General features: G+C 41.5%; 30 protein-coding genes. 17 read left to right on the top strand and 13 right to left on the bottom strand.

Annotated elements, in window-relative coordinates:
- Positions 1-22 precede the first annotated feature (22 nt).
- On the bottom strand, positions 23-991 hold the full coding sequence (gene pdxA, locus B2727_RS07875; protein WP_033134448.1) for a 4-hydroxythreonine-4-phosphate dehydrogenase PdxA: 969 nt from the start codon (positions 989-991) through the stop codon (positions 23-25).
- Between the two features lie 77 nt (positions 992-1,068).
- Entirely contained in the window at positions 1,069-1,698 is a 630-nt protein-coding gene (locus tag B2727_RS07870; RefSeq protein WP_033134447.1) for a hypothetical protein, read from the bottom strand.
- Positions 1,699-1,965: 267 nt separating this feature from the next.
- Here B2727_RS07870 and rplM point away from each other — a divergent pair, with 267 nt between their 5' ends.
- Both rplM and rpsI read left to right on the top strand, forming a co-directional pair.
- On the top strand, positions 1,966-2,394 hold the full coding sequence (gene rplM, locus B2727_RS07865; RefSeq protein WP_004802631.1) for a 50S ribosomal protein L13: 429 nt from the start codon (positions 1,966-1,968) through the stop codon (positions 2,392-2,394).
- Between the two features lie 12 nt (positions 2,395-2,406).
- The gene (gene rpsI / locus B2727_RS07860) at positions 2,407-2,793 is read left to right on the top strand and encodes a 30S ribosomal protein S9 (protein WP_004775642.1); all 387 of its coding nucleotides are present in this window, start codon (positions 2,407-2,409) and stop codon (positions 2,791-2,793) included.
- A 64-nt stretch (positions 2,794-2,857) separates the two neighbouring features.
- On the opposite strand, the gene B2727_RS07855 is transcribed toward rpsI, so the two are convergent.
- Positions 2,858-3,256, bottom strand: a complete 399-nt coding sequence (locus B2727_RS07855) for a hypothetical protein (protein ID WP_033134446.1) — start codon at positions 3,254-3,256, stop codon at positions 2,858-2,860.
- Positions 3,257-3,382: 126 nt separating this feature from the next.
- On the opposite strand from B2727_RS07855, the gene B2727_RS07850 reads away from it, so the two are divergent.
- From B2727_RS07850 to B2727_RS07805, 10 genes are all read left to right on the top strand, one after another.
- Entirely contained in the window at positions 3,383-4,042 is a 660-nt protein-coding gene (locus tag B2727_RS07850; RefSeq protein ID WP_005206356.1) for a glutathione S-transferase N-terminal domain-containing protein, read from the top strand.
- Positions 4,043-4,056: 14 nt separating this feature from the next.
- Positions 4,057-4,482 (top strand): ClpXP protease specificity-enhancing factor, encoded by a 426-nt coding sequence (locus B2727_RS07845; protein ID WP_004802623.1) that lies wholly within the window; start codon positions 4,057-4,059, stop codon positions 4,480-4,482.
- Positions 4,483-4,497: 15 nt separating this feature from the next.
- Positions 4,498-5,160, top strand: a complete 663-nt coding sequence (locus tag B2727_RS07840) for a hypothetical protein (protein ID WP_033134445.1) — start codon at positions 4,498-4,500, stop codon at positions 5,158-5,160.
- Positions 5,161-5,547: 387 nt separating this feature from the next.
- The gene (locus tag B2727_RS07835) at positions 5,548-5,907 is read left to right on the top strand and encodes a hypothetical protein (protein WP_004802620.1); all 360 of its coding nucleotides are present in this window, start codon (positions 5,548-5,550) and stop codon (positions 5,905-5,907) included.
- Between the two features lie 154 nt (positions 5,908-6,061).
- Positions 6,062-7,030 (top strand): hypothetical protein, encoded by a 969-nt coding sequence (locus tag B2727_RS07830; RefSeq protein ID WP_004802619.1) that lies wholly within the window; start codon positions 6,062-6,064, stop codon positions 7,028-7,030.
- A gap of 8 nt (positions 7,031-7,038) precedes the next feature.
- Positions 7,039-7,581: a GTP-binding protein gene (locus tag B2727_RS07825; RefSeq protein WP_004802616.1), complete on the top strand. Its 543-nt coding sequence runs from the start codon at positions 7,039-7,041 to the stop codon at positions 7,579-7,581.
- Positions 7,582-7,603: 22 nt separating this feature from the next.
- Positions 7,604-8,023, top strand: a complete 420-nt coding sequence (locus B2727_RS07820; protein WP_004652554.1) for a roadblock/LC7 domain-containing protein — start codon at positions 7,604-7,606, stop codon at positions 8,021-8,023.
- Between the two features lie 358 nt (positions 8,024-8,381).
- On the top strand, positions 8,382-9,725 hold the full coding sequence (locus B2727_RS07815) for a sphingomyelin phosphodiesterase (protein ID WP_033134708.1): 1,344 nt from the start codon (positions 8,382-8,384) through the stop codon (positions 9,723-9,725).
- 12 nt (positions 9,726-9,737) lie between these two features.
- Complete coding sequence (locus B2727_RS07810) at positions 9,738-10,667, top strand: lipase secretion chaperone (protein WP_033134709.1); 930 nt, start codon at positions 9,738-9,740, stop codon at positions 10,665-10,667.
- A 116-nt stretch (positions 10,668-10,783) separates the two neighbouring features.
- Positions 10,784-11,257, top strand: coding sequence for a hypothetical protein (locus B2727_RS07805; protein WP_033134710.1), 474 nt, complete (start codon positions 10,784-10,786; stop codon positions 11,255-11,257).
- A 31-nt stretch (positions 11,258-11,288) separates the two neighbouring features.
- On the opposite strand, the gene B2727_RS07800 is transcribed toward B2727_RS07805, so the two are convergent.
- The 6 genes from B2727_RS07800 to B2727_RS07775 form a co-directional block, all read right to left on the bottom strand.
- Positions 11,289-13,247: an acetyl/propionyl/methylcrotonyl-CoA carboxylase subunit alpha gene (locus B2727_RS07800; RefSeq protein WP_033134711.1), complete on the bottom strand. Its 1,959-nt coding sequence runs from the start codon at positions 13,245-13,247 to the stop codon at positions 11,289-11,291.
- Between the two features lie 81 nt (positions 13,248-13,328).
- On the bottom strand, positions 13,329-14,159 hold the full coding sequence (locus B2727_RS07795) for an enoyl-CoA hydratase/isomerase family protein (RefSeq protein WP_033134712.1): 831 nt from the start codon (positions 14,157-14,159) through the stop codon (positions 13,329-13,331).
- A 10-nt stretch (positions 14,160-14,169) separates the two neighbouring features.
- Positions 14,170-15,330 (bottom strand): acyl-CoA dehydrogenase family protein, encoded by a 1,161-nt coding sequence (locus tag B2727_RS07790; RefSeq protein ID WP_167250062.1) that lies wholly within the window; start codon positions 15,328-15,330, stop codon positions 14,170-14,172.
- Between the two features lie 114 nt (positions 15,331-15,444).
- Positions 15,445-17,058: an acyl-CoA carboxylase subunit beta gene (locus tag B2727_RS07785; protein WP_004802603.1), complete on the bottom strand. Its 1,614-nt coding sequence runs from the start codon at positions 17,056-17,058 to the stop codon at positions 15,445-15,447.
- A gap of 2 nt (positions 17,059-17,060) precedes the next feature.
- Entirely contained in the window at positions 17,061-17,936 is an 876-nt protein-coding gene (locus B2727_RS07780; protein WP_016162545.1) for an SDR family oxidoreductase, read from the bottom strand.
- 10 nt (positions 17,937-17,946) lie between these two features.
- Positions 17,947-19,755, bottom strand: coding sequence for an acyclic terpene utilization AtuA family protein (locus B2727_RS07775; RefSeq protein ID WP_033134714.1), 1,809 nt, complete (start codon positions 19,753-19,755; stop codon positions 17,947-17,949).
- A gap of 195 nt (positions 19,756-19,950) precedes the next feature.
- Here B2727_RS07775 and B2727_RS07770 point away from each other — a divergent pair, with 195 nt between their 5' ends.
- From B2727_RS07770 to B2727_RS07750, 5 genes are all read left to right on the top strand, one after another.
- A complete protein-coding gene (locus tag B2727_RS07770) occupies positions 19,951-20,550 on the top strand; it encodes a TetR/AcrR family transcriptional regulator (RefSeq protein ID WP_033134715.1) in 600 nt (199 codons plus the stop codon).
- A gap of 11 nt (positions 20,551-20,561) precedes the next feature.
- Complete coding sequence (locus tag B2727_RS07765; RefSeq protein ID WP_033134721.1) at positions 20,562-20,945, top strand: DUF2750 domain-containing protein; 384 nt, start codon at positions 20,562-20,564, stop codon at positions 20,943-20,945.
- A gap of 21 nt (positions 20,946-20,966) precedes the next feature.
- Positions 20,967-21,476, top strand: a complete 510-nt coding sequence (locus tag B2727_RS07760) for a GNAT family N-acetyltransferase (RefSeq protein ID WP_033134716.1) — start codon at positions 20,967-20,969, stop codon at positions 21,474-21,476.
- Positions 21,477-21,595: 119 nt separating this feature from the next.
- The gene (locus B2727_RS07755) at positions 21,596-22,213 is read left to right on the top strand and encodes a DUF6915 family protein (protein WP_005149651.1); all 618 of its coding nucleotides are present in this window, start codon (positions 21,596-21,598) and stop codon (positions 22,211-22,213) included.
- A 17-nt stretch (positions 22,214-22,230) separates the two neighbouring features.
- The gene (locus tag B2727_RS07750; protein ID WP_033134717.1) at positions 22,231-22,968 is read left to right on the top strand and encodes a hypothetical protein; all 738 of its coding nucleotides are present in this window, start codon (positions 22,231-22,233) and stop codon (positions 22,966-22,968) included.
- A 60-nt stretch (positions 22,969-23,028) separates the two neighbouring features.
- Here B2727_RS07750 and B2727_RS07745 read toward each other — a convergent pair whose 3' ends face one another.
- The 4 genes from B2727_RS07745 to B2727_RS07730 all read right to left on the bottom strand — a co-directional run bounded on the left by B2727_RS07745 (position 23,029) and on the right by B2727_RS07730 (position 25,759).
- Positions 23,029-24,192, bottom strand: a complete 1,164-nt coding sequence (locus B2727_RS07745) for an acyl-CoA dehydrogenase family protein (RefSeq protein ID WP_004802595.1) — start codon at positions 24,190-24,192, stop codon at positions 23,029-23,031.
- Positions 24,193-24,326: 134 nt separating this feature from the next.
- On the bottom strand, positions 24,327-24,890 hold the full coding sequence (locus B2727_RS07740; protein WP_033134718.1) for a DUF4256 domain-containing protein: 564 nt from the start codon (positions 24,888-24,890) through the stop codon (positions 24,327-24,329).
- Positions 24,891-24,912: 22 nt separating this feature from the next.
- Positions 24,913-25,260 (bottom strand): GFA family protein, encoded by a 348-nt coding sequence (locus B2727_RS07735; RefSeq protein ID WP_004802593.1) that lies wholly within the window; start codon positions 25,258-25,260, stop codon positions 24,913-24,915.
- A 106-nt stretch (positions 25,261-25,366) separates the two neighbouring features.
- Positions 25,367-25,759 (bottom strand): DUF2007 domain-containing protein, encoded by a 393-nt coding sequence (locus B2727_RS07730; protein ID WP_033134719.1) that lies wholly within the window; start codon positions 25,757-25,759, stop codon positions 25,367-25,369.
- Positions 25,760-25,810 lie beyond the last annotated feature (51 nt).

Genomic DNA, 25,810 nt, shown 5'->3' with positions numbered 1-25,810 from the left:
AACGTGAATAATTTCTTGCCCATCACTGACGGGCTAAATCAAGTGCTAAATCCACTGCGACATGTAAGCTTGATGCTTTCGCCTGTCCAGTGCCTGCAAGAGAAAGTGCTGTGCCATGATCGACCGAAGTCCGAATAAATGGCAAGCCTAATGTAATGTTAACTGCTTCACCAAAGCCTTGTGATTTTAACACAGGTAGACCTTGATCGTGATACATCGCCAGAACAGCATCGGCATCTTTTAGGTTTTCTGGGGTAAATAAGGTATCCGCAGGTAAACTGAGACTCATGCTAATCCCCTGTGCGCGATAGGTTTCTAACACAGGATTAATCACTTCGATTTCTTCTCGACCCAAATAGCCATCTTCACCGGCATGCGGATTCAGACCACAAACCAAAATACGTGGTGCAGCGATTTTAAATTTTGTTTTTAAATCATGAATCAAAATATCAATCACTTGCTGCAAACGCTCTGTGGTAATGGCATCAGGCACATCACGCAAGGCTAAGTGTGTCGTCGCTAAGGCAACTCTTAATGTTTTCGTTGCCAGCATCATCACCACACGATCAATACCTGCAAACTCTTGGTAATATTCGGTATGCCCACTAAACGTGATGCCTGCCTCATTAATAATCGACTTCTGAACTGGGGCTGTTGCCACACCAACACTCTGTCCTGACATCGCACAATCGGCTGAACGACGTAATTGTTCCAATACATAAGCCGCATTGGCTGAATCCAATTGTCCCAACACAACAGGCTTAGCTAAAGGCACATGTTCAACAAAAAGTTGTCCCTGCAAACTAGATTCAGTCTGTCCTTGATAAGCAATCAGTTCAACATCAAGACCTAAAAGATTGGCGCGTTGCTGCAACATTTGCATATCAGCCAAAATAACAATGGGCCGTTCATCTACACGCTCTGCCAAACTCAGACAGATGTCTGGGCCAATTCCTGCAGGTTCGCCTGAAGTGACATATAAAGGGAGCATAGGTATCGCCAATCTTTTTGATTACCTCTAGTGTAACCAAAATCTAAAACGAGCTATAGCCCTTCATTTTTTATAATTTACTTTACTTCGGGATTTGTTGTCGCTTTGGGTAAGTTTTGTGGCACTAGATTCGAAGGTACAAACTCGACCTTGCGTGTCCAAGGATTAATCTTGGGCTGTACTTTCTTCTCAGCCTGTACGATCACTGCTTCTTCTTTTTTCTCAGGGACTGCTACAGCACTCGCGGATTTATCTGCCAATGGGTTGCTAACAGTTTCTTTCTTTTCAGCCACTTGTACAACTTGAGTCTCTTTCTTCTCCACAGGCGTTGGCGCAACCACTACACTGACTGGGCGTATATATGGTGCTGCGATTGATCCTTGTTTGACAACCGTTTGTGTGGTTGGTTGCTGAACAGGCTGTGCCGTTGTATTGGTCGCTTGCCCTTGTAAATTCATCTGATCGACAGGAATCTCAATCGCTTTCATTTCTGCAGTCACAGCCATCGAAGGGTCAACATGATCGTTGCCACGACTTTCCAGCACCTCAAGCTTACGGCTGGTGCCCTCTTTGGGCTGAAATTCTGAATAATTGGTGACGCTGGTCTGATCTACCCATTTATAAAGTCGTCGTGCATTGGTTTGTGTTGAACAAACGCCAATTAATAATGTGACTACAACAATTTTTGTAGAAAACGACAACTTCATCAAATTCCCCGAGAGAAGAGGTAAATACTTCTATTTATTTCAAATAATTGGAATAAAAATGATAGGGTAAATCCAGCCCCCTCACAAGACAAATAATGTGCTATTTCATTCAGTGTGCGTTAATTCCCAAACCAGTCACATTGCAGCAAATTCTGGCATTTCCGGCTAATTTTTCTTGTGTGCTTTTATAAACTCATGTAGAATTCGGTCTCCTTTTGTTTGGACAGATTTCATCGTCCAAACCAACTATAATAGGTAGTGGTTTAAATGAAAACTCTCAGCGCTAAGCCAGCTGAAGTTCAACACGACTGGTATGTTGTTGATGCTTCTGGCAAAACTTTAGGTCGCCTTGCGACTGAAATCGCTCGTCGTTTACGCGGTAAGCACAAAACTTCTTATACTCCTCACGTTGACACAGGCGACTACATCGTTGTAATCAATGCTGAACACGTTCAAGTGACTGGTAAAAAAGCGCTTGATAAGAAATATTATCGCCATACTGGTTTCCCTGGTGGTATCCGTGAGACTAACTTCGAGAAGTTAATTGCTCACAAACCTGAAGCAGTTTTAGAAAAAGCTGTTAAAGGTATGTTACCAAAAGGTCCTCTTGGTTATGCAATGATCAAAAAAATGAAAGTGTACGCTGGTACTGAGCATCCTCATACTGCTCAACAGCCACAAGTTTTGGACATCTAAGGGATACAGCACATGGCTACTAATTATGGTACAGGTCGCCGTAAGACCGCAACTGCACGTGTTTTCTTATCAGCTGGTACAGGTAAACTCGTAATTAACAACCGTACGCTTGAGCAATATTTCGGTCGTGAAACTGCTCGTATGGTTGTGCGTCAGCCTTTAGAGCTTTTAGAAGTTACTGAAAAATTTGACCTTTACATCACTGTTAAAGGTGGTGGTATCGGTGGTCAAGCAGGCGCTATCCGTCACGGTATTACTCGTGCATTGATCGCTGCTGACGAAAACTTAAAACCTGCTCTTCGTCAAGCTGGTTTCGTTACTCGTGATGCTCGTGAAGTTGAACGTAAGAAACTTGGTTTACGTAAAGCTCGTAAACGTCCTCAATTCTCTAAACGTTAATCGTTTTACGAATCGGACAAAAAACCTCGGATTTATCCGAGGTTTTTTTATTGCCTGCGTTTCATCATTTCTTTTTAGAACAATCCATCATCGCATCACCAGCACCATCGGCAGAAGCGAACTCAGTGATCTTACAGCCATTCTGTGTATAGGTCTTGCTCACTTTAGAAAATTGATGATCTTTCGGGATCGGTGCATTACACGGTTGACCTGTTTTTTCATGAACCATCTGGACTGGACCATCATTATAAAGAGTAACCTGACACCCCTTGACCACATACTGTTTTTTGATCCCACCATATTGTTGCCCACTATCATCATCAGCCGCATCAGCAATAACCGCATCGGCAGCGGCCTCACTCTCTACTGATGAGACATTGTCTTGCTCAGATCCTGTAGGTGAGCTAGCACAACCAGCCAGTAACAACGCTCCACACAAAACAATCAGGTAATCTCGCTTCATTCTATTTTCCCTCTTTGAACTTATTGAATCATAAATCTATTCTGTAACATGCATATTGTTCAGCTTTAAGTGATTTCCAACGTTAATTTTAGTATTCTAAACAGTCAACCATAATTTTTTGGACTTATGTCTTTAGAAAATCCCCCAACCCCTGTCCAAGGCATTACGCTTTATAGTCATGCAGATGATTTCCGCTCACACTGGATTCGTTTTTTACTTGCTGAAAAACAAATCAAATACCAACTGATTATTACAGATCATGAGGATGAGGATTTAGCTGATCTCAATCCCTACAATCAACTTCCAATGTTGATTGAGCAAAACCTAAAGCTATTTTCAGCCAATGTCATTGCTGAATATTTAGATGATCGCTATCGTCAAAATAAACTCTATGCCGATGCCCCGATGGCGCGTGCCGAGCAACGCCAATACATTTGGCGCTTTGAACAAGATTGGTTCAAGCTTGCCGATCATATGCTAAGACATACGGATACGATAGACCCACAGCAAAAGCAAAAAGCACAGAAGGAACTTCGGGACACCCTAATTTCTCTCACCCCTCTGTTTCAGCATTTTCCATTTTTTATGTCGGAAACTTTTTCAATTTTAGATTGTATGCTCGCTCCAATCTTCCTAAGGCTAAAAAGTATGGGGGTTGAACTCCCTGCACAGCACTGTCGACCTATATTCTTGTATTGCCATCGTATCTTTAGCCGACCATCGTTCATTAAATCAATGACAGCTCAAGAAAAAAACAGCTACAATGAATTGATTTCTACGATTTAATAAGTTTTTCAATTATGTCTGAGCAAATAACTTTTACACCTACACGCCCATATCTTGCTCGTGCCATTTATGAATGGATTTGCGATAACCAACTGACACCATATTTATTGGTGGATGCGACGCAACCCCATACTGATGTTCCCTTACAATTTGTGAAGGATGGTCAAATTGTCTTAAATCTTGCTCCACATGCCATTCATCAGCTACATATGAGTAATGAAGCGATTACCTTCTCTGCTCGCTTCGGTGGCGTTGCAAAAGAAATTTATGTGCCGATTCGTGCTGTATTAGGTATTTACGCAAGAGAAAATGGTCAAGGCTTGTTTTTTGATGCTTCTGAATATGCAGAAATCGAAGACTCTACAGCGGCATCAATCGATGAAACAAAGCAAGAAACTGAACCAACGAAAAAGAAACCTTCACTAAGAATTTTAGATTAAGCGAGGATCGTCACGATGGCATTTGATTTAGTTCAATATTTTTCTGAACAAATAAAAATTCAAAAACCACAACTTTTTGGTCAATATTCTCTTAAAGAAAAACAAAAATATATTGATGAAGTAAACGTGTTGGCACTTGGACAATTGATTAGTCTATGGAAACAAAATCCACAGAAACTCTATCAAGAAGTCCATACTGCCGATCCTCTTTACATTCAAGAGGTTGCTCGCCATCTCACCACCTCAGCTCATAATCAATCGGCACTTAAAGCAACCGAATTGGAAAAAAGCCTGTCAGATGTACTGGCCTTACAATTAACTGAATTGAAACAGCTTGATCAGACTGGCAGCTTTGGGCAAACAGGGCTAACAGAACTTTTATTGGGTCAGATTGAGCATCTATCTGGACAAGCAGAAGACTGGGTTTGGTCAACCAATCAACTCACCGAATTACTCGGCTCGAAGCCAGTTATTCAGCAAGAAGTATCACTTGAAGCGACGATGCAAGAATTCAATCAAATGGTTCATCAAGCACAACCCGTTGCGCATGATGATGAGCCTACGATCGAAGTCGAAATTCCAGAAACTCCAACTTGGGCCTATATTGTTTCGCCTTTCGTGGCATTGGTCATTCTGATCTTTTTGTATTGTTCATATTGCCAATTGGTTTCCGTTTAAGCTCACCATTTAAATGATAAAGAAAGCACGATTGCTTTCTTTATCATAGACTTATTATTAATTTAATTTTATTTAAAAAATCAATGTACCTATATTAATTAAAAATAATTTACATTTATTTACAATCAAAGCAGGTATTTAAAACCCGATATTAATGTGAATAAAATCACACTAAAAATAAAATTCAATCCTCAATTAGTATTTTTATTTGTTTGTTTGACAAAAATTGTCAATTATTAGCAAATCGGTCAATTCAATTATTTTAAAGTATGATTGATTTAATAAAAGAGTTTCCTATAATGAGATTAACTACTTTTGAAAACTAATCAAAAACAGAAGTGGCAAATATAACTTCATAAACAAAGATGTATTAGTAGAGATAAAATCATGGCTAAAATTTCATTAGAAAGCTTAACAAATATTGATGGGTTCGTTGCAGCAGCATTAGTAGATACAGAGAGTGGTTTGGCGCTAGCAACTCAAGGTGGGGGTTCAATCGACTTAGAATTGGCAGCTGCGGGTAATACCGAAGTTATTCGAGCAAAACGCCGTGTAGCTAACTCACTAAAACTGAACGATGACATCGAAGATATTCTGATCACACTGGGCAAGGCATACCACTTAATCCGTCCATTAGAAAGCAATGGCAACTTATTCCTTTATCTCGTATTAGACCGCAGTAAATCGAACCTTGCGATGGCTCGCCACGAATTAAAAACATTTGAAAAAGAATTAGACTTTGCTTAATTCTAAATTTCAAAATACTTAATATATTAGACTTCTTGTATATTTAATATTTTCATTATAAGAAAATATAAATATGCAAGCGGTCTATTATCAGTCTTTAGTATTAGACTAATTTTGTGCAGTCCAATATTTTATAAAATATTAAAGTGATACTATGAATGGACATTGCATTAATATCGCAATTTCAGGTATAAGTTTAAAAGTTTCAGATGAGTTAAAAATAGAACTTAGAAAAACAATACCTCATGAATTTGGCATTAATTGGATCAATATTGCCGATCCTAATATCGACTTATTATTAATAAATGAAAATTTTTTTGAAACCGAAGGTATTCAACGTATTTTAGAACAAAAACAACTTCCCTGCTTAAAAATTTCAAAAGGAGAAGGCTCACAACATATAGAAGAACACAATACGCTTTACTTGCCTTTTCAGCATACTGATGCATTAAAAAACTGGATTCATCTCCGCCTTTTAAGCTATATCACCCATCAACAGGCGCAACAACCGAAGATCGAATCGACCTCTACACATAATGCTATCAATGAAAAGTATTTAACCGACATGTTAAATCCTGAAAATGCCCGTCTACATTTGTTTGATGATCACGGTACTTTGGCCATTATTGATACGCGGAGTCAAATTGCATGGCTAGAACCAACCCGCACCCACACGCAAACCAACCATAGTTTTAAATATGAATTTGCGACCACCTCAAACTTCACCAAAGTTTCTCGCAAAGTTGAATATAACCTGCAAGATTGGTTATGGAACCTGTTCTGGCATTCACTCGAGTTTCAGCGTTTAGCGCCAAATGAAAATGAATACTACAAAATTGAATATTGGCCACAGCCAGCTCAAGGCACTGACCGTAAAACCACTTTATTGCTTTCTGCTTGCTTTATACAAGGAGCCCAACTCTATCAAGTTGCAACACAATTAAAACTTCCTATTCAAACGGTTCAACAATTTATCGCTGCCTGCATTATTTCTGACAATGGCGGCATTATCCCTGCTTCAGAAAGTCATTACCTACGAATTGAAAAGACTGAACAAACAATTGAACAACAAGGCTTTTTAAATAAATTTTTCGGCAAGATCAGACGCCGCTTTGGGCTTTAAGGATTGATATGATTCTCCAACAATATAAAATTGTATTTGCAGGAAGCATGGGCGCAGGTAAAACCGAAGCAATCAAATCGCTTTCAGAAATTCCTGTCCTCGCGACCGAAGCATTCAATACAGATAGTCAGGCCCATAATAAAATGCAAACTACGGTGGGTATTGATTATGGTGAGATTACTTTAGATGACGGTGTAAAAGTAGGCTTATATGGCACCCCAGGCCAATCACGCTTTGATTTTATTTGGCCGGTGATTTGCCAAGGCGCTTTGGGCGTTATTTTATTGGTTGACCACAACAGTAAAGTACCAATCGAAGAACTTGAGGGGTATTTGGATACCTTTAAGGACTATACCCAAAATATTTCAATCGGCATCACCCACGTGGATGAAAACAAGGGGCAACCAACCACGATCTATCGCGAGTGGTTAATTCAAAATGACTACCAATATCCCTTATTTTTTATTGATGCCCGTAAACAAGAACATATTTTGCTGATGATTGAATCTCTCATAGCAGCATTAGAAGTCAATTTAAAAGCAACAAACTAATTACTTTATAAAGAGAAGAATTATGTTCAGTATTCCTAGTCAGCAACGTACAGCACCCAAAGAGCTGATTCAGTTTGCTAAAGCGCAGGCCAACGATATTTTAACCAATATCCGAGGCGTCGATTATATTATGCTCTGCTCTACCGATGGCTTTGAGCTTGCCTCCATTTACAAGAAGAACCCTTATAACAGCACCAAACTGGCAGCTGTCAGTAGTTCAATCTTGGCAATGGTCACTGCTTTTCTCAATGAAATCCAGTTGACAGGCTGCCAAAGTATTACCTTGGATGCTGAAAATGGTAAGGCCATTCTGACCTCAATCCCTGCCCCTCATCATCCCATGGTCATGGTGACTTTAAGTAATAAAGATGTCTTGTTAGGACAACTGCTCTATAGTTTGAAACAAACCAGCAGTGCAATCGTCGACGCTGACCAAGCTTAATTTTTCTCATCACAAAATCTGACAGGCACCGCCAGCTTGTCAGATTTTGTTCATTTATAACCCCTATAATAAATAGATTACTTTTCAATTTTCTTTTTTGAATCATTAATTTTCATATATTTCACTAAATAACTATCCCAATCTGTTAAAAAATCCCTATTTCAGCCAAAAATATGGAATAAAATATTGTTTTTTAAAACATCAGATGAGCGGTTAGAAATTTAAATGATTTAGCAATATTTTTTCATTATTATAATTTTCGAACAAATAACAATCATAAAATTTTCACAAATGAATAATTTTAACAACATCCGATTGTATTTGTTCAGACATTATTAAGCACTATGGAGAGATAAAGATGAAGCTGAAGAGCTTAAAACTAGGCGCAGGGGTCGCGCTCTTAATCAGTGGTTTTTCTACCCAACAGACCTTGGCTGATTCCTACGTGTTTGTGACCAATACCACGCCACAAACCGTATCAATACAAGTCAATCAAACTGGGGCAAGCTTACAGCAAGGCAATGAATGGGCGCAGGAAGCGACTCAACTTGCACCCTACGAGACCAAACGGGTATTACGCATCAACCGTTATACTGGGATCAAATCCGGTAAAACCTATAACTTTGATACCGTTCTCAGCAGTGGCAATTCACAAGTCACTTTAAAACAAACCATGACGGGAACTTGGTCAGGTAGTAATATTAAACATGGGATTCAAACGGCGACCACAACATCACCATGGTATTCAGATCGTGATGTGCATCGTATTAGTACAACTTATGGCGGTTTATCTGCACAAGCAGCAGTAAAAGCTGAGTACACGGGGGGCTATGATGATTTCCACTACACCATTCATCAAAACACGCTTCAAGAGCCTGTTTCAGCCAGTGCCGATGAGCTCAAGGTACTGACTTACAATATTTATGCCCTCCCGATGGTGGCGAGTAAAATCAGCGAACGCTTGGCTGAATTACCAAATCATTTAAACGGTTACGATGTGATTATGATGCAAGAAGCCTTTGCTTCATCGCGTACAGGCATGCTGAATCAACTGGCACAACAGTACCCATATCAAACCCATATTCCAGTCGGTTCTGGCTATAACTTGTTTGATAGTGGCTTGGTGATTGTGAGCCGTTATCCAATCGTCAAAACAGCACAATTGATTTATCCAGACTGTACAGGAACTGATTGTTTTGCGGATAAAGGTGTGCTGTATGCAGAAATCATTAAGAATGGTAAGGCGTATCATGTCACCTCTACGCATACTGCTTCTTTTGATACCGATGCAGCACGCGCATTGCGTCAGGTTCAGTTCAAACAAATTCGCCAATTGGTAAATCAACAAAATATCCCAAGTTTTGATGCCGTGCTCATGGGCGGTGATTTCAATGTGAATAAACTGTTATGGCCGCAAGATTATCAAGACATGTTAACCAATCTGAATGCGACCGCAGCACCAAGCACAGGTTATACTGAATCGACCTTTGACCCACGCGTGAATAAGTTGGCTGGAGCAGCAGGTTCAGGTGGTGCAACAGTCGAATATCTAGACTATGTGGTGGCATCAAATAACCACCGTCAACCGACTCAGTCTCGTAACGATGTGCGTATCTTACGTACCACAGCGGACCCACTGTATATGACATGGGATCTTTCAGATCACTTCCCTGTGATGGGGCAATTTAATTACGGCCCATAAACGGAATTCGGTATGAATAAAAGACTATTGCTGACAATGCTTATTGTTGTCGTGGTCTTGGTTGGGATTGTAGTTTGGAAGAGCACTGCCTCTTCCGCTGCAATTCAACAAACCAAATCCACCGCATCATCTCAAGATTCATCAACACAGGTGAGTAATGAAGGCATGCCAAACAAAACCAAGGACGAAGTTTTTCAAGAGTCACTTTTAAAACAATTAAAAATACTTCAACAGCAACCCGGCAATATCACCGAGTTTCTCAATAATTTTAAAGCCAACTGCCCTATATCCGACTGTAACGCAGCTTTAGCAAAAGCTTTAGCCAATTACCCAGATCAAAACTTTGCACATTTGGCTGAGAGCTTATTAAAACGCATGCCGCAATATGAACAGCAGATGCAAAATACCGTGTTATCAACGTCGTTATCGCCAAAAGAACGCTTTGATGCATTGTGGAAACTGAGAGAACAGACCTTGGGGCAAGCCGAAGCGATGCTGGGCTTTGGGCAAGAGCGTCAGTATGCAGATTATCGTTTTGCCTACAATGATTTGGCACAGAATCAGAAACTCAGTGCTGAACAACGTTTAAAAGCCTTTGAGGAGCTGCAAAAACAGTATCCTGATGCAACTCAACAAGAAAATAAAATGGGGCTTTATGAACAAGCACTCGGTTTAATTCATCAAGGGCAGCATAGTCCTGCTGAAACACAACGCTTAAAACAGATGTTACAACAGCGCTATCTAACTGAGCAGCAACGCCAAGACGTACAGCAGCGTGAACAACGTGAAACCCAACAACAGCAACAAGTTGATCAATATCAGCAGGCTGTGCAGCAGTTACAACAAGAGATGGAACCGTTAAAAGCACAACTCTCAAATGAAGAATGGCAAAAGCAATATCAAAGCCGTTTAGAAAGTTTACGTTTGAAAATGTTTACTTAATTGAGCTTAAACCATCTATATGACAGCTATAGATGGTTTAAGTGCTTATATTGAATATTTTTTATGCTATTTATAATAGATTAACCCATCGACTGTTATTCATGGAAATCAAAGGAATGCATTATCCACAATATCAACAAGACCTTAACACTGCACTTGAATCAGAAATATTGGGTGAACTGATCTTTTTAAATGCAGCCAAACATGCACGCTCGATTGAGCAGCAACAGAAATGGCAAACGCTTGCCAAACTGGAGACCCAAACTCTACGCAAGTTACAGCAGTTCTTAATCCAACAAGGTCAAACAGCCACAATTCGTTTGCATGTTAAGTTACAGGCCAAAGCATCAGGCATTGCGATGGCTAAATTACCTTGGAAACTGGCCATGCATTTACTGAAACAAGGTACACAACCGTTTATGGTCACTTTTGAGCGGATGCAGCAACATGCAGATGCCAACACGCAAGACTTTCTCCACTATTTGTTAGCACATGAACAGGCCTTGGCTGAATTTGCAACACAAGAATTACAAGGGAATTCAGAGCATTCTTTAGATGCTGTATTACACTTATTAAAAAGCGAGGCATAACACCTCGCTTTTTTGTTCTATTTGATTACGCTCAAGTCGTGCTGAGGTTTAACAACAATTGACGTTTTTTCACTTGTTGACCGACTTGACCAATCAACTCATCTACCACACCATCAACATCGGATTTGATTTGCTGCTGAATCTTCATCGCTTCGAGCACCAATAAGGTTTGCCCTTTTGTTACCGAATCTCCGACATTGACCAGCAAATTCACAATCGCCCCATCCATTGGTGCACGAATTTTACCATCACCCACTACCTCTGCCGCTTCTGGTGCTGCATAGGTGATATTTTCAATCAGCACATTACCATTAGCTGCATCCAAATATAGTTGATCCTGATCAAATACATAGGCAAGCTTACGTCGAACACCTTCACAGCTATAAACAATCTGCACATCACTGATGCTTACAATCTTGATTGTCGCTTGTTGATCACAGAACTCAACCTTAACCTGCTGCTGATCATTTTGTACGTGCAGCAAGATCTGCTGATCGGCATATTTCAGTTTCAGTGGAAACGGCATACCGACACCCGTTTGCCAAGCCACTTGCTGCTTATTCTTCTGGGTAAACAGTGCTGCTGCAACGGCTAAAGTTTCAAGCGGCAAAGCTTGTTGATGCAGGCTAATATCATCTTGGAAGTGTTGTTGAATAAATGCTGTATTGGTATCTCCCGCCACAATGATCGGATGGCGCAACAAATTGACAAGAAACTGCTTATTGCTATTCACACCTAGTAATACGCAATCATCAACCGCTTTGGTAAGTAGGCGAATCGCATCCTGACGGGTCTTGCCATAAGCAATCACTTTTGCCACCATCGGATCGTAGAAAGGACTGATTTCACCGTGTTCTAGCATGCCATGATCAATACGGACATTGGGTAAGCTACCATCAGCACCCGCCGCTTGCCAACGCAATACTTTACCTGTTTGTGGCAGGAAGTCCTGACGTGGATCTTCTGCATATAAACGAACTTCGATCGCATGCCCGTTTAGGGTCAATTCATGTTGTTGTAAAGGCAAGGTTTCGCCATTGGCAACACGCAATTGCCATTCCACCAAATCCAATCCTGTGACCATTTCAGTGACTGGATGTTCGACTTGCAAACGCGTATTCATTTCCAAGAAATAGAATTCACCTGATTGATCAAGCAGAAACTCGACCGTGCCTGCCCCGACATAATCACAAGCCTTTGCTGCTGCAACAGCTGCTTCACCCATTTTTTGGCGTAGTTCAGGTGTCATTACTGGACAAGGTGCTTCTTCGACGACTTTTTGATGACGGCGTTGAATCGAACAATCCCTTTCAAATAAATACACATAATTGCCATGTGTATCTCCAAAGACCTGTATCTCGACATGCCTTGGAGCAATCACCGCTTTCTCTAAGATCAATTCACCCGAACCAAAGGCATTTTCTGCTTCCGAACGTGCTGTTTTTAATGCTTCGAATACATCAGCAGCGTGTTGGACCAGACGCATACCGCGCCCACCACCACCTGCTGATGCTTTGACCATTAAAGGATAACCAATCTTCTCAGCTTGTTCAGCCAAACAATCAAGGTCTTGCTGATCGCCTTCATAACCAGGTACACACGGTACGCCAGCTTGAATCATGGCAATTTTAGAAAGGCGTTTACTGCCCATCAGCTCGATGGCGGCAGCGGTTGGCCCAATAAAAGTGATGTCATGATCAAGACAAGCCTGAGCAAAATCAGTATTTTCAGACAAAAATCCATAACCAGGATGTACCGCATCCGCACCTGTCTTTTTGCAGGCTGCAATAATATTGGCAATGGACAAATAAGATTCGGAAACTTTAGATGCACCGATATAAACAGCTTCATCCGCCAGCTGGACATGACGGGCATTGGCATCTGCATCTGAATACACCGCAACCGTTTGATAGCCCATTGCTTTGGCTGTTTGCATCACACGAACAGCAATTTCACCACGGTTTGCCACTAAGACTTTTGAAAAACTCATTGTTTTATCTCTATTATTAAATTCCCCGTCCCCCTTCTAAAGGATAAACGCCCTTCTTTTTAAACAGGGATTAGGGAAATTTCAGTCAAACCAATTTGGATTACGTTTTTGAATAAAAGCCATGGTACCTTCTTGTCCTTCTGCGCCACCGACTGCTTGAGCAAACTGTTGTGCCGCATCATCCAAAAGCTGCTCTAAAGGCTCATTCAGTGTCCGATGCAATAAAGCTTTGGTGTTACGGGAAGCCAATGGTGCAGCACGTTTAATCTGCTGAATTATCTCTGTAAGCTGTTGTTCAAGCTCAACATCATCTTGTGCAACTTGATGAACAACACCTAAATCTAAAGCCGTCTTGCCATCAAAACGTAAACCCAATAATGCCAAACGGCGGGCTTGAGTCAAACCAATCCGTTTCACTACAAAAGGCGCAATTTGTGCAGGTAAAATACCTAAACCTGTTTCAGGTAGGCCAAACTGAGCGGTATCACGGCTGATGGCAATATCTGAAACACAGGCAAGACCAAATCCGCCACCGAGTACTGCTCCTTCCAAAACCACCACGACGGTTTGCGGTGCTTGATCCACTTGTTCAATCATGGCACCAAAACGACGGTTAAAATCCACATAAGGCTGTAAGCTATCCGTATTGGCCGCTTCAACTCTTAACCCTGCCATATCCTTAATATCGCCACCTGCACAGAAATGCCCACCTTGACCGCGTAAAATCACAGCACGAATGGATACATCATCAGCAATCTGGCTAAACACCTGTTGAATGGCAGTGACCATCTTTAAACTCATGGCATTACGGCTTTCAGGACGATTTAGCCATAGTGTTAAAATGCCACCTTGCTGTTCGAACTGAATGCTGTCATCTAACACTAAACCTGCAAGAGAAGTTGCAACTGTCATGCTTCTGCTCCTATTTTTTCTGTTTCTTCGGCAGAATATCGGTGAGCTTACAAATGATCCCCAACATGATTTCATCTGCGCCACCGCCAATCGAACCTAAGCGGCCATCACGGAACAGTTGCGATGCTGGGTTATCCCACATAAAGCCATTACCACCCCAATATTGCAGGCAACTGTCTGCCACTTCACGGCTTAATCGCCCTGCTTTCAGCTTCGCCATTGAAGCCATTAACGTGACATCTTCACCCGCAATATGCTGTTCACAGGCTTGAAGGGTTAAGGCTTTTAATGCCGCGACTTCTGTCATCAGTTCAGCAAAACGGAAATGTACATACTGGTTATGAATTAAAGGCTGACCAAAAGTGGTTCGTTCTCTGGTGTAGTCAATAGTTTGCTGAATGACTTTTTCCATGCCACCTACTGCATTGATACAGGCCCACATACGTTCCTCTTGGAACTGCATCATTTGCATCATAAAGCCCATGCCTTCCACCCCAACCAAGTTGCGTTGCGGTACACGCACATTGTCGAAGTAGACCTGTGCCGTGGTGGTGGAGCGCATCCCCAATTTATTTAATGGTTCTGAAAAGCTAATCCCAGCTGTCTTGGCAGGAACAATAATCATGGATTTATTGACATGTGGTTTGTCATCAGAAGTATTGGCAAGCAAACAGAAAAAATCAGCTTGTAATGAGTTGGTGATCCACATCTTGCTGCCATTAATCACATAATCATCACCATCTTTTTTTGCTGTGGTTTTGATGGCTGCCACGTCAGAACCAGCATGCACTTCCGAGACTGCAATCGACGCAACATATTCACCACGAATGGCAGGATTTAAAAACTCATCTCGTAGTTCCTTACTGCCAAAACGTGCCAGTGCAGGCGTTGCCATATCAGTTTGCACACCAATCGCTAGGGGTACGCCACCACAAGCAGCGCGGCCTAACTCTTCGGCCACCACAAGGTTGTATGAATAATCGAGTCCTAAACCGCCATTTTCTTCAGGTTTACAAATCCCCAATAAGCCCAAGTCCCCCATTTTCTTAAATACATCATGAATCGGAAAACGGCCTGCTTCTTCCCATTCTGGAATAAAAGGGTTCAGCTCATTTTCAACAAACTGGCGTGTGGTACGGCGTAAAGCATCATGTTCTGCAGTAAATTTCATTGTTTTTGTTCCTTAAAATTTGTTTTGCCCCTCTCCCTAACCCTCTCCCCAAAAGGGAGAGGGAATCCCTTCTCCCTCTGGGAGAAGGCTAGGCTAGGATGAGGGTGTTAAAAATTAAAATCTCGACACACCAAATCGTGTTGGATTTAATTCACGTTGTTGTGCTTCATAAATGGTTTGTAATAAAAATATCAATACTTTACGGGTATCTCTTGGGTCGATGATGCCATCGTCATGCAGCATTGCGGTATTAAATAAAGCCGTCGACTGTTGTTCCAATTTCATCGCAGTACTTTGTTCCAAGAAATCCAGCATCTGCGGATTCGGTTCCATTCCCGAGGCTTTTTGTTTGCCCTCAGCTACGATACGCAAGACTTTACCTGCTTGTGCTGCGCCCATTACTGCGACATGAGAGTTTGGCCATGCAAAGATAAATTGCGGGGACAAACTACGACCACACATGGCATAGTTACCCGCGCCATAAGAGCCTGCCACCACAATCGAAATCTTGGGTACTGTCGCATTGGCAACCGCTTGGATCAGCTTGGAACCATGTTTAATAATCCCGTTCTGCTCTGCATCGGTTCCGACCATAAAACCGGTGGTGTTATGCAGGAATAAAAGCGGTCGTTGGGTCTGCTCACACAGATGAATAAACTGCGCTGCTTTAGCCGCCCCTTGTGGGGTAATCGGACCATTATTAGTAATAATACCAATATGTTGTCCACCCACTTTGGCCCAACCACATACGGTTAAGGCATCATATTCTTGTTTAAATTCGAGAAAATCTGAATCATCAATAATCCGTGCAATGATCTCTTTCATATCAAAAGGTTGCTTTGGATCTTGCGGAACAATACCTAATAGCTCGTCAGCAGCATAACGCGGCTCTTTATAATTCTGATTGGATTGTGCGGTTTGTTCTTTCCAATTCAGATGCTCAAAAATCTCACGCGCCAAGCGAATCCCATCAGCATCATTTTCAGCTAAATATTCCGCCACACCTGACACTTGGGTATGCATTTCTGCACCGCCCAGTTCTTCCGCAGTTGCCACTTCCCCTGTTGCTGCCAATAACAGCGGTGGGCCAGCCAATAACATTTCTGTTTGCTTGCGCACCGCAATCACATAATCAGACAAACCCGGTTGATAAGCGCCTCCAGCGGTTGCATTACCATGTACTACTGCAACTTGCGGAATCCCTGCTGCAGATAAGCGTGCCTGATTGGCAAAAGTCATACCGCCATAGGTAAATACTTCAGCCGCATAGTTCAGGTTTGCACCACCACTTTCGGTCAAAGTCACCATCGGTAATTTTTGTTCTAAAGCGATCTTTTGCAGGCGCAAGGTTTTATGCACCCCCATCGGTGACATGGTGCCACCTTTGATCGCGCTGTTACTGGCAGAAACCAGCGCACGTACACCGCTGACAAAACCAATGCCTGCAATCACACCACCGCCAGCTTCGGAACCATCTTTATCGTCATGCATGTTGTAGCCAACTAAGCCACATAACTCGACAAAAGGTGAATCGGCATCTAACAGCAACCGAATACGCTCATGCGGCAAGATTTTGCCTTTCTTATCAAACTTGGGTTTTGCCGCATAAGATTTATCGATGCTTTTTTGCTGCACCGCACGCACTTCAGCCAACTGCGCTAATAATGCCTCTCGATTTTGCTGGTATTGTTCACTACCCACCGTAATTTCAGATCGAAGAATACTCATGTTTATTCTCCATCTGTTTTGAATATGTCAGGAATAAAAGCACGATGGAAACCATTAAAGGCTTCATTATTGGTCGCATCTGCCAGTGGGTACATGCGTGTACCTTGTGAAGCTGCCCCATCAATACGCAGGGTGACACCAGATACAAAAGCAGCAGCATCTGAAAGTAAATAGCAAATCGCTGAAGAGATTTCTGACTCGGTGCCCATCCGTTTTAATGGAACATTACTCGCTAAACTTGGAATAATGACTTTGGCAAAATCACCACTATAGTTATCCATGCCCGAAGAAATAATCCAGCCCGGTGCAACTGCATTAACACGTACCCCAGATTTACCCCATTCTACTGAAGCAGTTTTGGTCAGGTTATCAACACCCGAACGTGCTGCGCCTGAATGCCCCATTCCCGGCATACCTCCCCACATATCGGCAGTCATATTAACAATGCTACCACCATGCTTTGCCATCCACTGGTTATAAGCTTCACGCATCAAGTAAAAGGTAGAATGTAGGTTATTACGGACCACGGCATCAAAACCATTGGCAGAAATATTCTCTAATGCAGAAGGAAATTGTCCCCCAGCGTTATTGACTAAACCATCGAGCTTTCCAAATTTTTCCAACACTTCAGCAATCATGTTTTTAACTTGTTCTTCATCACGGTTATCACAGACGATGAAATGGACTTTGCCTCCATCTTCCAGAATTTCTTGGCTGACTTTTTCCAGTTTTTCAACTTTTCGCCCTGTAATCACCACTTGTGCGCCTAAAGAAGCCAATTCATGTGCAGTACAACGGCCAATACCAGAACCACCACCTGTGACGATCACCACTTTGTCAGCAAATGCATCTGCCCTGAAAATTGATTGATAACTCATCTTTATATCCTTAATATTTTTCTAACAATTGTGCGGGCACTTTCACCGGCATATCTAATAGTTGCTGAGCAAAAGCCTTCCCTTGTGGATCGATCCGCAAGCTGGCAATCCCACCACCACCCAATGCATTTTCCAACATGAAATTCAGTGCATGCATGGCTGGCATTTCATAACGAATCACTTTTGATTTTTCAGGATCTAGAACATGCTGCATATACGCTGCGACATTAGCTTCGGTTAATGCAGCGCGAATCCATGGCAAATATTCAGCCTTACGCGCGATCACCCCAATATTGCTGTGATTGCCCTTATCTCCACTGCGTGCATGTGCAACTTCAACGAGAGGAACTTCAACCTCATCACCTTGGTATACGGCTACGTCACCAACGAGATGCTGCACATAATCCTGTGAAGATTGTCCAACGGGGATCTGAACGGGATAACGCTGTCCTGCAAAATCGACTCCTACTTTTAATTGATCTTTATCAATCAGGAACGAGAACAGCTTCACCACAGCGGATGCCTTAGGTCGACCTCCAACAATACCTGCCAATGCAGGTGCCATGCCTGTTGAAGCTTGAGCAATTTCCGAAGCAAAGAACATACAGGCTTCTTTAAACAGGTGTTTAACAGCGATTTTAACCACCACCTCACGGCTGTCCTTGATTCGAGCATGTGAGCCATAAGTGCTTTCAATGCCAAGAATCTCAACTGACTTTTCAATAAAAGGAGGAACTGAACGCAGTGCCAAAACGCGTTCACATTTGTTGATAATGGCATCGGCAATCACTTGAGCTTTTTCTGGCGCTTCACGACCTGCAATCAAAAAACTGACCAAGACACGATAACCATCAGCATAGGTGGCACTGACTTTATATTGCTGGGTCGGTGCACGACCTGTGGCACCCGTCACTCTGACTCGATGTTCGCCCACCTGCTCTAAATGCACTTGGCTAAAATCAGCACTCACATCAGGTAAAAGATAGGCTTGCGGATTGCCAATTTCATAGACAATCTGCTCTGCTACGGTTGCAGTTGAAACGAGGCCACCTGTCCCTTTCGGCTTGGTTACGATAAATGAAGCATCAGCGCTGACTTCTACGATCGGAAAGCCCATATTGTCAAAACCTTGAACTAGGCGCCAATCGGTAAAGTTTCCACCTGTACATTGTGCACCGCATTCAATCACATGTCCTGCCAATGAGCCTTGTGCCAGCTTGTCATAATCATCGAGTGACCATTTGTATTCATGCAGCAAAGGTGCCAGTACAACCGCCGAATCGACCACACGGCCTGTAATTACGATATCTGCCCCTAAGTCGAGCGCATCACGAATCGCAACAGCACCGAGATAGGCATTACTACTGGCAACATGTGCGGGTAAGGCTTCAGCATTAAACATTTCCTTAACATTCTGGGTGAGTAATTCAGCCTGCTTGGGTAATACATCATCACCCAAAACCACTGCAACTTTTAAATCCAAGCCTTTTTCATCAATAATTTTTTGTAGGGCATCACGGCAAGCCAAAGGATTTACCCCACCCGCATTGCTGATCACTTTTATTTTTTTCTCAGCAATTTTATTGATCAGGGGTGCCATGACTCGACTGACAAAATCCAAAGCATAACCATGACTTGGATCAATCATCATCGCTTTCGCCATAATCGACATGGTGATTTCTGACAGATAATCAAAGACCAAATAATCAATATCACTCAGATGCACCAACTGAAATGCAGCAGTGTTGGTATCGCCCCAGAAGCCTGATGCACACCCGATTTTGACTACCCTCTGGTCATCCTGTTTGACAGTTGTCATGCGCTTTCTCATTGTTATTGCTAAAAACGCCTTAACATTACCAAGCAAGTGCTTGGTTTGTAAAGTACATAATGCTATGCTGTATTGGCAAAAATAGACAAACTCAAGCAAATGCTTGTTATAAAAAGATAAGACAATGCATCAAATGATTTTTGTTACAATAGACTTTGGATTAAACGGGATAGACGGATAGGCATGATCGCAACCTCAATTGAGCAAATACCCAAGATTGTTTGTTTTGATGACAGTCCACGTGGACGTTTACTGCAAGGTGCTGCCTATCTGTTTTATAAGCAAGGTTATGACAAAACCACGGTTCGTCAACTTGGTGAATTTATTGGCATTCAATCAGGAAGCCTGTTTCATCACTTTAAAAGCAAGGATGAAATTCTGGCGACTGTGATGGAACAAACTATCATTTATAACTTTGCCCGTTTAAAAGAAGCAGCTGAACGCTCAACCGTTCCTGAACAACAATTACGCCATCTCATCAAAGCTGAATTACTTTCCATTGCTGGCGATACTGGTGCAGCTATGGCGGTATTGGTACACGAATGGTTTGCCCTTTCTAAAGAAAAACAAGATTACCTGCTGAAAATGCGTAATGAATATGAGCAAGTCTGGCTGGATGTGATTGAAAAATTACGTGCTCAAGGCAAAGTGAAACACGATGCGTTTATTTGGCGTCGTTTGCTTGGTGGCTCGATTTCTTGGACGGTGACGTGGTACAGACCTGAGGGTAAAGTCAAAATTGATGAGTTGACTGAAATGGTTTGGGAAATGGCGGTGAAATAATGAGTTATCGAATGCATCCTAAACAAATTGAAAATATATTTTCTTTAACGACTAAACAACGTTACGAGCATTTTGTTTCAAAAGTATGTGACTGGGAAGAACTCTGGATATTAGAAGATGAACATACAAATTATCTTATCCTTACACCCCAAGAAAATTTAGAATACTTACCTGTATGGCCACATGCTGACTACGCGACCTCCTTCCGTGAAATTTATCCTTCTTTCACACCAACTAAAGTCGATCTGAATAATTTTATCGAAAAATGGTTACAGAATCTAAATGATGATGGTATAAAAATTGGGGTACTACCAAATTTAGATATTTCTGTTTGGATTATAGATCCACTCGACTTAAAAGAAGAATTAGAAAATGAATTAAAGCAATACGAATAAGCCAACTGCAGAAAGAAGAGAATGCCGTATATCTATTTGCGTAAGCCTCAACCCAGCGATTTAACTGAAATCAAACTTGCCTACCAAAAGAGTATTCAACTGCATCAACCTTGGACTTATCCACCAACAGACTTTCAACAATATCTCGCACAAGAACATCGTTACTTTGTCTGCTTGAAAGAAAATCATGCCATTGTTGGCACCTTTAATATCTCCAATATCGTTCGAGGTTACTTCCATTCTGCTTACTTGGGTTATGAAGCCTTTTCTCCTTATGCCGGACAAGGCTATATGCGACAAGGGCTGCAACTGGTTTTACACGAAGCATTTCAAACACTGAATCTGCATCGACTAGAAGCCAATATCCAACCAGACAATATGTCCTCTATTCGCCTTGTCGCAAATGCAGGTTTTATAAAAGAAGGGTTTTCTCGCCAATACCTGCGTGTTGGTGGAAAAGAATGGAAAGATCATGAGCGTTGGGCAATTTTAAATGCCGATTGGACTGATAAAAAATATCAGGCATTTTAAAAAATTGATTCTAATTTAAGCACGACACAGCTTATCGCTCACGTCTATTTATCTATATTCGTTGTATCAGAAAGCTGCTATTGTTCTTAAACATCAAATGATTATAAGAATTCGTGAAAATGAATCCAGTACAACATGCCAATATTTCGGTGAAACGTCGTGGGGGCGAGCTTGAAGATTATATTGATATTCATGCTCTAATCGACAGCACCAAAATGTTGTGTACCGACAATCGCCATCGTATCTTGCATACCTTTTGGGGTGTTCAGGAAGTCATTATCCCGATCTTTGGACATCACTTTGAAAATAGTGCAGGAAATAGCATTGAAGTGAAAGACCTGTGTGAAAAAGATCACCTATTGGTTGATTTCCATCACCGCTTTATTCCAACTTTAGGCGATTTTGTTGCAGCGATGCAGGATATCCCTACAGATGGGTTAGCAAAACGCCTAGAGAAATTCCATGCTGATGTGATTGACGACCCAAAGCTATCAGCAACACTACTCTCTCCTTTATCGGTGACGGGACAATTAAAGTCGTTACTGATCACCCACAATAGTTGGTTTATCAATACCATTCTTCCGATGATGGGAAAAGGTGAAGCCAAATTTATTGATTTTGATATTCGTCCCGATTTCTTTTTTAATCCGATGCGTTTTGAACTCTGGATGGACAATGGCATGACTGTGCCGCCTAGTGCAGCTAAGCTGCAAGAATTAAAAACTAAAATTGCTTAACTTAAGGGGAAATAAAAATGAGCAATATCCAATACGTGATTCGTCAAAATGACTTTGCCTATAATGACGAATGGCATCTGACCAACTGCGTTTCTACTGGGGCAATCAAACAGATTTATACAGATAAAGTTGAAGCAGAAAAGGCCTATAAAACCTTAGTTGTTGAGGGCTTATATTATGATGAACTCTGTAACTATGACATCGGCAATGGCGAAGTAAATGATGAAATCTACGAAAAACTTGAAGCTTTGGTATTAGAAAAAACAGGCAAAAAGTTTGATATCGAAGATGGTGAAATTCCAAAGTTGAATGAAGATGATGCTTTCGAATTTGCCCAAATTTCAGGTATCGTCTGGTATCAACTCTTAGAAATCGATGCGACACAACCTTGCTATGTACTTTGGATCAATTCAGAAGAAGACTATTTCTCTGGCTATGAGACTGGCAGCATTGTCTCTAGTCAAGATGAGAATTTTAGTGATGTATCTTGGGAATCCAATATTTATGCGATGGACTATGAGTTCGAAGCCTTGATGAACAAACCACTTTCAGAGTTAAGTGATAGTCCATTATTATTGAAACAGTTTATCGAACAGACTTCAGATATTCGCTATGATGCTGAAAAAGATAGTATCGAAGGTATTGCACTCGACAACATAAAATTTATTGATATCAAAGCACTGAACTCATTTCTGAAACAACCTATCTTTGAAATCCGTCAGATTTCTTTAGAAGAGTTGGCTGAACTAGAATAAATTTTAAACCGGAAAAAGTGCGGTGTTTTGACCGCACTTTGAATGATGTTTGAAACAGTTTTAATAGCCCAACTGTTTACTAATTAAATCCTTCATAATTTCTTCTGCACCACCGCCAATCATATTCACCTTCACTTCACGATAGATCCGCTCGGACTTAGTACCACGCATAAAGCCCATGCCCCCGAGTGTTTGTACCGCAGCATCGGCACAGAATTGCATAGTTTGAGTGGCAACATTCTTCAGCATACAAATCTGGGCAATCAGTTCACTACCCTGCAATTCAGGTTTGCCTAAACGATAAGCGGTATCCTCGAGTAAAGCACGCGTTGCAGTCAGTCGCGTGGCCATATCCACTAACTTATGACGCATCACCTGATGATCAACCAGACGCTTACCAAAGGTTTGGCGTTGTTGTGCCCAATCCAATGCCTCTTCATAGCAAGTCAAGGCAAAACCATAACTACTGGCAGCAAGGAAAAAACGCTCCATATTGAAGTTATTCATAATCACCAGAAAGCCCATATTTTCAGGACCCAATAAATGGCTGACAGGCACTTTAACATTGTCAAAATGCAGGTGTGCCGTATCAGATGCCCACCATCCCATCTTATCCAGTTTGGTTTTACTGATCCCTGCACTATGCGCATCTATGAGAAGCATTGAAATACCATTTGCCCCTTTGGCATTTGGATCAGTACGCACTGCCACTGAATAATAATCTGCTCGCATCCCTGAAGTGATAAAGGTCTTTTCACCACTCACCAGAAAATAATCACCCTCACGTACTGCCTTGGTTTTAAGCGAAGCTACATCTGACCCACCGCCTGGCTCAGTAATCGCCAATGCCGAGATTTTTTCACCTGACAAAATCTGAGGCAGTACTTGAGCTTTAACCTCTTCGTTGGCAAAGTGCTGGATTGGTGGCGCACCAATGGTATGTGACAGTAACGAAGCCGCTAAGCCACCCGAAGCACATTTTGCAATCTCAATCGAAGATAACAAGGTATAAAATGCATCTGTTCCCGCAATTCCCCCATACTGCTCTTCAAAACCTAATCCCAACAAACCAATATCTGCGGCTTTTTTATAGAGCTCTCGCGGAAAGGTTTCACTTTCATCCCATTCATTGATAAAAGGCGAAATTTCTTTTTCAACAAAACGTCGAATGCTCTTGGCAAATTCAAGATGCTGCTCGTTGTAGTACAAAGGATTAAGGTGCATATTCTGCTTCCTAGCAATTATTGATCATTGTTTATTGAATGAACACTAAAGTAGCAAAATCAGAAAAACCAAGCAAGCGCTTGGCAAAATCAAAGCTTAAAAAAACATGCCAAAAGCAAGTTCGAATTATAAAACTATAATTTTAATCGGCCACGAAATCCACGGGTCGCATAATAGGATTGAGCACCATTGTGATAGGTAAAGACGCGGCCATAACGACTATCACAAAAAATTGCACCGCCCAATTTGCGTACATCTTCTGGAGTTCTGACCCAGCTCGAGGTTTTTAAATCAAAATGCTCAATCGACTGTAACTGCCTATATTGCTCTTCTGTGAGCAATTCAATTCCCATGGCTTCGGCTACATCGACCGCATTGTTTTCAGGCTTATGTTCTTTACGTGCATCTAAAGCAGCGCGATCATAACAAAGACTCCTACGCCCTTTTGGTGTTTCTACGGCACAATCATAAAAGATGATCTCACTTGGTTCAGAATCAAGCGAAACGATATCTGGCTCCCCTCCAGTCTCTTCCATCTGATTCAATACCCATAGCTTTTCAGGTTGCTGTTTCAACTGTTCCTCGATATCCCCCCAATTCACCTCATGATGCCGATGCATATTGGCTTCAAAACGCTTTTTTAATATCTCGAACAACACAATCGTCTGTTCAGCATTTAGCTGTTTTTTCTTGGTCATTTTTATTCTCTGAATTTGAGTGTTAAACCGAACGGCCATCAAAGTGATTGATTTTGATGCTTTCCAAATCTAAATTTTCGATACATCTAATATTAATGGCATACATCTGATTCCCTTGCGGATCAATACCTGTTGCATAAGGATGAATACCACAGATCTTACAAAAATGATGGTCGATCACATGCTTATTAAATTGGTAACGAGTTAAAACATCTTCTTGAACTGAGATATCAACTTTATCTGTCGGTAAGAACCACAATAAAGAACCTTTTCTTTGGCAGATCGAGCAGTTACACGACATTGCTTCAGTCAAATCACCTTGTGCAACAAAAGTGATTTTTCCACAATGACAACTTCCTTTATATTCCATCTTATTTTCCTTTTTTAATTTTATATTGTTTTATCTTATTACTTTTTTAATTCAAATGATGTTCTGTTGATCAATTGTTGACTTCATATCTTAAGTCTAGGCATGCTCAGGTCCAAAAATATTGGCATTGTCGACACCTCATTCCATTTTCATACGAAAAGAGTGGAAAACCAAGCAATAAGAAAACTACATAAGCGGGGCGTTTACCTTCTGTATAAGGTTGTATATCGATACTGCCACACTTAGGACAGCTTTCACTTGCTCCAAATTGTTGTTCTAAGTCTTGGCTAAAATCTTGAGCAAGTAATGCCTTAGCTTCTTCTGCATAGCTTTCAGGAACTAACAATCGCACACCACCTAAAGCATTGGAGTAAAGCCAATCCATATTAATGGTATGTTCATTTTCAATACGCGCAGGAATTTCAGCTGCTTCTAACTGAGTTTTAGCAATTTGAGCTTCATAGGGAAATGAAAAGCTTTGTACTACGATCCAAGTCATATCAGAAAGCCCTTAAAACAACCAGTATATAAAATTCCACGCCATAAAAAA

The organism is Acinetobacter sp. UBA991, from assembly GCF_002292065.1.
Classification (GTDB): domain Bacteria; phylum Pseudomonadota; class Gammaproteobacteria; order Pseudomonadales; family Moraxellaceae; genus Acinetobacter; species Acinetobacter higginsii.
Note: the sequence above shows the minus strand (reverse complement) of the source record. Positions and strands in the feature narration are given on the sequence as shown.